Origin of the sequence: Microbispora oryzae, from assembly GCF_017896165.1 — a bacterium.
GTDB lineage: Bacteria > Actinomycetota > Actinomycetes > Streptosporangiales > Streptosporangiaceae > Microbispora > Microbispora oryzae.
In genome coordinates this window covers 165,662-175,938 of the sequence record NZ_JAFCNB010000002.1, presented here as the reverse complement: position 1 = coordinate 175,938, position 10,277 = coordinate 165,662, and the positions used below count along the sequence as shown (strand labels likewise).

At 71.1% G+C, this 10,277-nt stretch carries 5 protein-coding genes; 1 reads left to right on the top strand and 4 read right to left on the bottom strand.

Annotated features, from left to right (window positions below):
- Window positions 1–398: 398 nt before the first annotated feature.
- Complete coding sequence (locus JOL79_RS04355) at window positions 399–1,136, bottom strand: TetR/AcrR family transcriptional regulator (protein WP_210154349.1); 738 nt, start codon at window positions 1,134–1,136, stop codon at window positions 399–401.
- A 63-nt stretch (window positions 1,137–1,199) separates the two neighbouring features.
- Between JOL79_RS04355 and JOL79_RS04350 the strand changes: the two genes are divergently transcribed.
- The gene (locus tag JOL79_RS04350; protein WP_210154348.1) at window positions 1,200–2,684 is read left to right on the top strand and encodes a hypothetical protein; all 1,485 of its coding nucleotides are present in this window, start codon (window positions 1,200–1,202) and stop codon (window positions 2,682–2,684) included.
- Between the two features lie 15 nt (window positions 2,685–2,699).
- Here the strand turns inward: JOL79_RS04350 and JOL79_RS04345 are convergent, their stop codons facing one another.
- The 3 genes from JOL79_RS04345 to JOL79_RS04330 all read right to left on the bottom strand — a co-directional run bounded on the left by JOL79_RS04345 (window position 2,700) and on the right by JOL79_RS04330 (window position 10,252).
- The gene (locus JOL79_RS04345) at window positions 2,700–4,469 is read right to left on the bottom strand and encodes a bifunctional metallophosphatase/5'-nucleotidase (protein ID WP_210154347.1); all 1,770 of its coding nucleotides are present in this window, start codon (window positions 4,467–4,469) and stop codon (window positions 2,700–2,702) included.
- Between the two features lie 157 nt (window positions 4,470–4,626).
- The gene (locus tag JOL79_RS04340) at window positions 4,627–5,841 is read right to left on the bottom strand and encodes a site-2 protease family protein (RefSeq protein WP_210154346.1); all 1,215 of its coding nucleotides are present in this window, start codon (window positions 5,839–5,841) and stop codon (window positions 4,627–4,629) included.
- Window positions 5,842–6,019: 178 nt separating this feature from the next.
- Window positions 6,020–10,252, bottom strand: a complete 4,233-nt coding sequence (locus JOL79_RS04330) for a HAMP domain-containing protein (RefSeq protein ID WP_230984211.1) — start codon at window positions 10,250–10,252, stop codon at window positions 6,020–6,022.
- Between the last annotated feature and the right edge of the window lie 25 nt (window positions 10,253–10,277).

The following is a 10,277-nucleotide window of genomic DNA, read 5'->3' as shown; positions in this document are numbered from 1 at the left end:
GGCACATACCACCATGATCTGCGGCTCCTGTGCCGGGGCGTCGAGGAAGGAGTTGACGGAACCCGATGAGTATCTACGACCCAATGATCGGTGAGCGGCAGATGTGGCTGGTCGCGCTTATCGGCGTCCTGCTCTGGTTGTCGATCATCGGGGTGGCCCTGCTTCACCATCTGCGCTCCGGCTCCAGGCGACGGTCAGGGGCGAAGGAGGCCCCGCCGCGCGCTCGCCTCCACGTCGTGACGGACCCTCAGCCGGACGGGCGTCGTGAAACGGACGACCCTCGCGGTGTCGGTCCGAGCGGTCACTTCTCCCGGTGACCTGATCCCCAGCTCTCTCGCTCAGCCGGTCGCTCACACAGTCGCTCACACGGCGGCTCACATGGCGGCTCACATGGCCGCTCACACGGACATTCGCCCGGCCTTGAGGCGGCCCGCGATGCCGTCGAGGATGAAGTCGAGCCCCAATTCGAACTGAGCCTCGGGAGCGGCTCCTGACGGGGCGGCCAGCCAGCCGGTCAGCAGGGGCAGGCGCCCGTCCGCCGCGGCCAGGGCGTGCAGGGTCGCCACGGCGGCGTGCAGCCGGGCGCTGTCGTCCAGGCCGTAACGCCGGTCGAGCCGAGCCTCCTCCGCCTCCTGCAGTCCGCTGCCCACGACGTGGCGGTCGACGAGCGCGGCGTACGTCATCGCGTCGGCGACGCCCGCGCCCTGCCGGGTGAGTACGGCCAGCATGAACTCCAACCGGCGCATCAGATGAGGGCCGGCCGGCGGGCGGCTGTGAACGAGCAGTGCGAACCACGGATGGCGCCCGAGCATCGCCCGCGTCTCCAGGGCCATCGTGCGCATGTCGGCCCGCCAGTCGTCGCCGGGCTCGACCGGCACCGGGATCTCCGCGGCGGCGGAGTCGAGCATCAGGTCGACCAGGCCGTCCTTGTTGTGCACGTACCGGTACAGCGCCATGGGGGAGTAGGACCCGAGCCGGTCCGCCACCCCCTTCATGGTGAGCGCGTCGAGCCCGGCCTCGTCGGCGAGTCGCACGGCGGCGGCCACGATCTCCTCCCGTCCCAGCGCCCGGCGGCGCGGCGGCGGGGGTGGCTGGGTCCAGATCAGCGGGATCGGACCCTCGGTGGACTCGCGCATGAGCAAAGTATACGGTCTAAACTCAACGTGTACGACGTAAACTTTCGCGAGAGGGGACGCACCATGTCCGGATCCGCCGCCGTGACCAGCTCGTCCGACCTGCCGGGCATACGGCTGGGGGTGGTACGGGGGATCAGTTACGGCCTGTTCGGGAAGCCCGGCGAGTTCGTCCCGCAGGCCCGAGCGCTGGGGGCCACGCTGATCCGGGCGTACCTCTACTGGGGCCAGATCGAGCCGGAGCCGGGCCGATACGAATGGGACGTGATCGACGCGCTGATGGACCAGCTCTCCGGCGACGAGGAGCTCTGGATCACGCTGTGCTCCAGCTCGCCGTGGGCCACCCGGGTGCCGACCGACTTCCTGCCGCCGTCCCCCGCGCACGACCCGCGGGCGTACGGAAGCTTCGTGCGCCGGGTGGTGCGCCGCTGCGCCGGGCGCGTGCGCTACTGGCAGTGCGACAACGAGCCGAGCAACACCGGCCTGCTGTGGGCGGGCACCGCCGAGGAGTACGTCGCGCAGCTCACCACCATGTATGCCGCCGTCAAGGAGGCTGATCCGGCCGCGGCCGTCGTGCTCGGCGGTTGCGGATACGACGTGATCCACGACGAGGACGACGGCCCCGCCCGGCGGTTCTTCGCCCATGTCCTGGAGGCGGGGCGGGACGCGTTCGACCTGTTCGACGTGCACCTTTACGGCGACGCGCGCGGGGTCGAGGCCGGCCTGGCCACCGCCGGGCGGCTGCTGCGGGAGCACGGCTGCGCCCAGCCGGTGGTGGTCGGCGAGCACGGGGCGCCGGTGCCGTTCCAGTTCCCCGAGGCGGGGGCGGCGCTGTACGAGACGTTCGGGGCGGCGTTCGCGGACGCCCCGGCGACGCAGAGCACGGCGGAGCTGGCCGAACGCGCCGGGCGGGACACCGCCGAGCGGCGCGCCGTGTCGGCCCTGTACGACAGGATGCCGAGCCTGCCCCCGACGCTGGGGATGTTCCTCGACGGCTGCCCCGCCGACCTGGAGGCGAAACGGCATCGCATCAACGCGCGCCAGCTCGTGATGACCACGCTGCTGGCGCTGGCCGCCGGGGTCCGCCGCACCGCCTACTGGAACCTGGCGCCCGAGGTCCCGGGGCCCGTCGATCCCCGCCAGATCATGGCCCTCATGTTCGGGAAGCTCCCCCTGCTCGACTACTCAGGCGGCGCGCTCGGCGTGCGAAGGCCCGCGGCGGACGCGTTCGCCCTGCTCGCCGGGCAGCTCGACGGGGTCCGCCGGGTGACGCGCGTCGAGGTCCCCGGCCACCCACGCGTGTACGCGTTCGAGGTCGACCGCGCGGGGCGGGAGCGCCTGCTCGTGCTGTGGGAGGACCGCGACGTGTTCGACGGCGAGGACGAGCCGCCCGTCACCGTGGCCGTCCCCTGGCCCGTCCCGTGGGATGGGCCAGGGGCGACGGCGGTCGACGCGCTCGGCGGGTCGCCCGCCGTCGAGGTCGCGGACGGGCGCCTCCTCGTCGAGGTGTCGCTCACCCCCGTCTTCGTCACCGTCTTCGCCACCGCCTGAGGGGCGCGGGAGGCGTCAGAAGACCGGGACGCCGTCGCGCACGAGCTTCCAGTTGGCCTCGGCGAACGTCGCCGGGTCGATGACGCCGGCCGCGGTCGCGTACTCGATCAGCGCCTGGCGGATCTCCACCTGGGCGTTGTAGACCACGGGAGCGGTGGTGACGTGCGGGAAGCCGCCGCCACCCGACTGCCGGTAATTGTTGATCGCCACCACGAACTGCTGGTCGGGGGAGACCGGCTTGCCCTGGTACGACAGGTTGACGATGCGCTGGCTGACCGGCTTGGCGATGTCGATGTCATACGTCACGCCGGAGAGCTGGTCGTCGTTGTAGTCGGGGGTGCCGCCCGCGTTGGTCAGCGTGCCGAGGTCGACCGGCGCACCGGGGGCGACCTGGGCGAAGTACTTCGCCGAATACTCCAGGTAGTCCTTCACCTGGGCGCCGGTCAGCCGGACGCCGAGCAGCGTGTTGTCGTACACGTACAGACCGGCCATGTCGCGGACGCTCACCGGCCCGGCGGGGAAGACCGCGGTGCGGCTGAACGGCGCGGCGATCGACAGCACCGGCAGTGCGGCGTCGGGCGTGCCGGCCAGGGCCTTGGCGACCAGGTCGGCCTGTACCTTCTGGATGTAGTCGAGGATGGGCGTGTCCGAGTATGGCGACGCGGCCGCCGACAGCTGCGCCTTCGACTGGGCGATGACCTGGTTGACGTAACCGACCGTCTTGTCGTGCTGCGGCTTCAGGAGGGAGACGATCGCCGGGTCCTCGGCGACCGTGTTCGTGTTCAGCGTCGTGGAGGACGCGGCGGAGACGGTCCACCGGCCCCGATCCTTGGCCAGGGTGAAGTCGACCACGCTGAGGCGCTGGCCCCAACGGCCGGGCTCGGTGAGCAGGACCTGCCGCCCGGTGGCCTCGTTGGTCACGAACCGCTGCGGCACGTCGTTGTGAGCGTGGCCGAACAACACGGCGTCCACGCCGGGGACCTTCTGCGCGACGAGGGCGGCGGCGTTCTCCACCGGCAGCTCCGACCCGTACGACGACATGCCGTCGTCGCCGGCGTGGGCGGTGACGAGGACGACGTCGGCGCCCAGCCCGCGGATGACCGGCACCCACTTCTTCGCGGTCTCCACCAGGTCGAGGAATTTGAGCTTGCCGTCGACGTTGGTCTTGTCCCAGATGGCGACGCCCGGATTGGTGAGGCCGAGCACGCCGACCCTGATCGGCTTGTCGCCCTTGACCTTCATCGTCTTGATGATGAACGGCCGGTACGCGGGCAGTCCCGTCTTCGCGGACACCGCGTTGGCTCCGAGCACGGGGGCCTTCATCTGCCTGACCCACGCGGACAGCAGCGGCAGGCCGTAGTTGAACTCGTGGTTGCCCAGGGTCACGGCGTCGTACCCGATGGCGTTCATGGCAGCGGCCATGGGATGGGTCTGCCCGGTCGTGGTGATGGGCTCGACCTTGGCGTAGTAGTAGTCGAGCGGCGTGCCCTGGATGGTGTCGCCGGAGTCGAAGAGCAGGGTGTGGTCTCTCCCGCGGTCGGCCCTGATCCGCTTCACCATTGTGGAGATCTTGGCCAGGCCCACGTCGTTGTGGGCGCTGTCGTCGTACTCCGCGTTCTTGTAGTAGTCCCAGTTGAGGGCGTTTCCGTGGATGTCGGAGCTGGCCATCACGGTGATCTTGACCTGGTGGCCGGCGGAGGCGGCGGCGGGGGCCCCGGGGAGGAGGAGGCCGAGGGCCACGGTGGTGGCCGCGGCGGTCACGACCCGGCTCAAAGCTGAAGACATGCTGTGTGACCGTAGTGACCGGCGATCACCGACGTGTCACAGGATTCTTAACCGGACATGTCCGACCGGCTGACATCACCGGAGAGCTCGCCGCCTCCCGGCGACCGCTCGCCCGGATCGGGTTTCCCGGGCCCGGTCCCACGGGCCCGGGGCGCCGTCATGCGGCCGGGCGCGAGCCGCCCCGTTCGTGCCGCACCTCCGGCCAGGGCCCGGTCAGGTCGGCGCCCCCCGTCCGGTACGGATCCCCGGTGCGCAGGTCGGCCGTCTGCAGGACCCGGGTGATGTCGCTGGGCGTGACCAGCCCGACCAGCCGCCCGTCGGCGTCCACGACCACGGCACGGCCGTCGGCGCAGCCGCTCATCCGCGGCAGGAGGTCGGTGAGAGGCTCGTCGGGCCGGGCGGTCGGCACATCCCGCGGCGGGCAGGCGATCTCCCCGAGCCGGGTCAACGGGCGGTCGGGCGGGGGGACGTCCCTGAGCCGGTTGAGCGTCACCAGGCCGGACAGCCGGCCGTCGGCGTCCACCAGCGGATAGGTCGAGAGGCGGTGGCGCAGCACGAGACGGTCGACGATGGCCGCGACGGTCTCCTCGGGATGGGCGACGACCGGTTCGCGCGACATCACGTCGGCGACCCTGATGCCGTGCAGGGTCGCGCCGACGCGGGTCTGCTGCTCCTCGGCGGTGGCGGCGTTCACCAGGAACCAGCCGATCAGGACGAGCCACACCCCCTGGATTCCGAGCCCGCTGACGAGCTGCAGGAATCCCAGCGCCACCAGCACGTAGCCGAACATGCGGCCGGCCCGGGCGGCGGCCACGGCGGCCCTGACCCGGTCGCCCCACACCGACCAGAGGATGGCCCGCAGCACGCGCCCGCCGTCCAGCGGCGCGGCCGGCACCAGGTTGAACACGGCCAGCAGGACGTTGACCCAGGCCAGGTAGGTGAAGATCGATACCAGCAGCGGGACGCCGCCGGTCATGGACAGCAGCCACGCCACGAGCGCGGACACCGCTCCGAGCGCGACGCTGGTGAGCGGGCCCACTCCGGCGATCGCCAGGTCGTCGCGCGGAGAGCGCGGCTCTCCGCGCAGCTCCGCGACGCCGCCGAGCAGCCAGAGGACGATGCCGCTCACCTCGACGCCGCGCCGCCGGGCCACGATCGCGTGGGCGAGCTCGTGGGCGAGCAGGCAGGCCAGGAAAAGCACGGCCGAGACCACTCCGGCCAGCACGTACGCCCAGGCGGGCAGGCCGGGAACGTCGATGGGGAAGCGCCCGAACGCCAGCCCGAAGACCAGGATCGCGACGATGACAAGGACGCTGATGTTGATTCCGACCGCGACGCCGCCGACGCGGCCCAAGCTGATCGAGGATCGCATGGTGCCTCCCCCCGGGACGGCATGAGCCTCTCCTACCCCCGAGCCCGCAGATCACGCGCGCGGCGCACGCCCCACGTCCGGCGGCGGGGTGCCGTGGCAGGGTGCGGTGGCGGATGCGCCGCCCGGAAACCGGCGGTGCGGGGTCGGCGGTGCGGGGGCCGGCGGGTGCGGCGGCCGTCTACTCGTCCGGCAGCCCCAGCCACTGCCGCATGCAGACGATCAGCTCCTCGGCGTCCACGGGCTTGGTCACGTAGTCGCTGGCGCCGGACGACAGCGTCTTCTCCCGGTCGCCGTGCATCGCCTTCGCCGTCACGGCGATGATCGGCAGCTGACTGAAGCGCGGCATCGCCCGGATGGCGGCGGTGGCCGCGTAACCATCCATCTCGGGCATCATGATGTCCATCAGGACCAGGTCGACGTCGTCGTTGCGCATCAGCATCTCGATCCCCTTGCGGCCGTTCTCGGCGTACAGCACGTTCATGCCGTGCAGTTCGAGGATGGTCGTGAGGGCGAAGACGTTGCGGACGTCGTCGTCGACGATCAGCACCTTGCGGCCCACGAGCGGGCTGTCGGGCTTGCCGATCTCCGGCCGCCCCGGCTCCGTCTCGGCCGCGGGCTGAACCAGCGGCACCACGCGGCCGGGCTCATCGGCCGACAGGTGCAGCGCGATACGTTCACGCAGCTCGTCCAGGCTGGGCAGGCGCTCCAGCGGCTGGTTGCGGGAGCGGACCTGCAGCAGATCCTCCTGAGGCCGGGAGAGCTTGCGGGAGTGGTGCGCGAGCACCGGCAGGCTCCGCAGGGCCGGATCGGCGTCGAGCCCCTTCAGGAACTCCGCCGCCGCGTCGCTCGGCATGCCCAGATCGAGCACGACGCAGTGGAAGTGCTCCTGCGCGAGCGCCGCGAGCGCCACGGCGGGCTCGCCGGTGGTGGACACCTGGACCGGGCCGTGCGTCTCGTTCAGGTCGGCCGCGACGCTCTGCGCCAGCATCGACAGCAGGCCGCCGGGCCGGGCCTCGACGACCAGGAGGCGGCGGTGCTCCCGTCCGTCCAGCCGCGGCGAGGGGGCGGGAACGGACGGGCTCACCGAAGGCGGGCCGACCGGCCCCGTGGCGGTGGAGGGCCCGATCCCGGGTGTGCCGATCTCACCGGTGCCGATTCCACCCGTGCTGATTCCACCCGTGCTGATTCCACCCGTGCTGATTCCACCCGTGCTGATTCCACCCGTGCTGATCACACCGGGGTCGGTCCCGGCAGGAGCGGCTGCGGCTGAAGCCGTCCCGGCGGGTGCCGTCCCTGCGGGCGCCGGCCCGGGGGATCCCGTCCCGGCCCGGCGGGACGCGTACCGGTCCGGCTGGGCCTCGGGCCCGTGCTGCATGAGCGGGAGGAAGAGCGTGAAGGTGCTGCCCTCGCCGAGCGTGCTCGCCGCCCGGATCTCCCCGCCGAGCAGGGTCGCGATCTCCCGGCTGATCGACAGACCGAGCCCGGTGCCGCCGTACTTGCGGCTGGTCGTGCCGTCGGCCTGCTGGAAGGCATCGAAGATCTGCGACAGGTTGCCCGCCGCGATCCCGATGCCGGTGTCCGCGACGTGGAACGCGAGGACCTCGCGCTGCGCCCCACCAGGAAGCGGCGGTCCGCCAGAGAGCACCGGCCCGCCCGGCAGGCCGGCTCCGGCCGCGCGCTCGATGCGCAGCTCCACTGAGCCCTCCTCGGTGAACTTCACCGCGTTCGACAGCAGGTTGCGCAGTACCTGCCGCAGCCGCTGCTCGTCGGTGAGCAGGCGGTCCGGAACGTCGTCGGCGACCGTGATCCCGAACCGCAGGCCCTTCTGCGTGGTCAGGGGCCGGAAGTTCGCGTCGACGTAGTCGAGCAGCTGGCGCAGGCTGACCGGCTCGGGGGTGATGTCCATCTTGCCGGCCTCGATCTTGGACAGGTCGAGGATGTCGCTGATGAGCTGCAGCAGGTCGGTGCCGGCCGAGTGGATGACGTTGGCGTATTCCACTTGTTTCTGCGTCAGGTTGCGGGTCGGGTTCTGGGCGAGCAACTGCGCGAGGATGAGCAGCGAGTTGAGCGGGGTGCGCAGCTCGTGGCTCATGTTGGCGAGGAACTCGCTCTTGTACTTCGAGGCGAGGGCGAGCTGCTGGGCGCGGTCCTCCAGCTCCTGGCGGGCCTGTTCGATCTCGCTGTTCTTCGTCTCGATGTCGTGGTTCTGCCGAGCCAGCAGCTCCGCCTTCTCCTCCAGCTCGGCGTTCGACCGCTGCAACTCCTCCTGCCGCACCTGAAGCTCCGTCGCCAGGCGTTGCGACTCCGCGAGCAGCGCGTCCGTACGGGCGTTGGCCACGATGGTGTTGACGTTGACGCCGATGATCTCCACGAGCTGTTCGAGGAAGTCGCGGTGGACCTTGGCGAAGCGGCGCAGGCTGGCCAGCTCGATCACACCGAGCACCTGGTCCTCCACCACGACGGGCAGCATGATCAGGCTGACCGGGTCGGCCTGACCGAGGCTGGAGGCCACGGTGAGGTAGCCCGGGGGGATGTCCTCCACCAGGATCGTCCGCCGGGCCAGCGCGGCCTGCCCGACGAGCGACTCGCCCATGGCGTAGCGGCGCGAGATCTCGCGGTGGCCGTAGCTGCCGACCACCCGCAGCTCCGTGCGGGCGGACGTCTCCTCCGCGAGCAGGAACGTGCCGTGCTGGGCGCCGACCAGCGGGGCCAGCTCGTTCATCACGAGCTCGGCGACGGCGGCCAGGTCGCGGTGGCCCTGCATCAGGCCGGAGATCCGGGCCAGGTTGGTCTTCAGCCAGTCCTGCTCCTGGTTGGCCCGGGTCGACTCGCGCAGCGACTTCACCATCGAGTTGACGTTGTCCTTGAGGTCGGCCAGCTCGCCCTCGGCGTCGACCGTGATGGAGCGGGTCAGGTCGCCCGAGGTGACGGCGCTGGTCACCTCGGCGATGGCGCGGACCTGGCGCGTCAGGTTGCCCGCCAGCTCGTTGACGTTCTCGGTCAGCCGCTTCCAGGTGCCGGAGACGCCCTCGACCTCGGCCTGGCCGCCGAGGCGGCCCTCGCTGCCGACCTCGCGGGCGACCCGGGTGACCTCGGCGGCGAAGGCCGAGAGCTGGTCGACCATCGTGTTGATGGTCGTCTTCAGCTCCAGGATCTCGCCGCGCGCGTCGACGTCGATCTTCCTGGTCAGGTCGCCCTGCGCGACGGCGGTCGTGACCTGGGCGATGGACCGCACCTGGCTGGTCAGGTTGTCGGCCATCGAGTTCACGTTCTCGGTGAGGTCCTTCCAGGTGCCGGCCACGTTGGGGACCCTCGCCTGGCCGCCGAGCTGGCCCTCGGTGCCGACCTCGCGGGCGACGCGGGTGACCTCGTCGGCGAAGGCGCTCAGCGTGTCGACCATGGTGTTGATGGTCTGGGCGAGCGCGGCGACCTCGCCCTTCGCCTCAACGGTGATCTTCTGGGACAGGTCGCCCCGGGCGACGGCCGTGGCGACCTGGGCGATCGATCGGACCTGGCTCGTCAGGTTGGACGCCATGACGTTCACCGAGTCGGTGAGGTCTTTCCACGTGCCGGAGACGCCCCGCACGGTGGCCTGGCCGCCGAGACGGCCCTCGGTGCCGACCTCGCGGGCGACGCGGGTGACCTCGTCACCGAAGGCGCTCAGCGTGTCGACCATGGTGTTGATGGTCTGGGCGAGCGCGGCGACCTCGCCCTTCGCCTCAACGGTGATCTTCTGGGACAGGTCGCCCTTGGCGACGGCCGTGGCCACCTGCGAGATGTTGCGGACCTGGCCGGTGAGGTTGCCGGCCATGAAGTTGACGGAGTCGGTGAGGTCGCGCCAGGTGCCGGAGACGCCCTTGACGTCGGCCTGGCCGCCGAGCTGGCCTTCGGTGCCGACTTCGCGGGCGACGCGGGTGACTTCGTCGGCGAACGAGGAGAGCTGGTCGACCATGGTGTTGACGGTGTTCTTGAGCTCCATGATCTCGCCGCGGGCGTCGACGTTGATCTTCTGGGAGAGGTCGCCCCGGGCGACGGCGGTGGTGACCTGGGCGATCGATCGGACCTGGCTGGTCAGGTTGCCCGCCATGGCGTTCACCGAGTCGGTCAGGTCCTTCCAGGTGCCCGACACGCCCGGAACCTCCGCCTGGCCGCCGAGCTGACCCTCGGTGCCCACCTCGCGGGCCACCCGGGTCACCTCCGAGGTGAACAGCGAAAGCTGATCGACCATCCCGTTGAAGACCGTGGCGATCTCCTTCAGCAGGCCGTCGTCGCCCTCCTCGGGCAGCCGGGTGCCGAAGTCGCCGTCGCGCACCGCCGTGAGCCCGGCCAGCAACTGCCGCAGATCGAGCTCCGCGCCGTCGCCCGCGGTGCGAGGAGACCTGCGCCTCGCCGTTCCAGTCCTGTCGGCCATGCCAACCTCACGTTCGCCGTAGAGC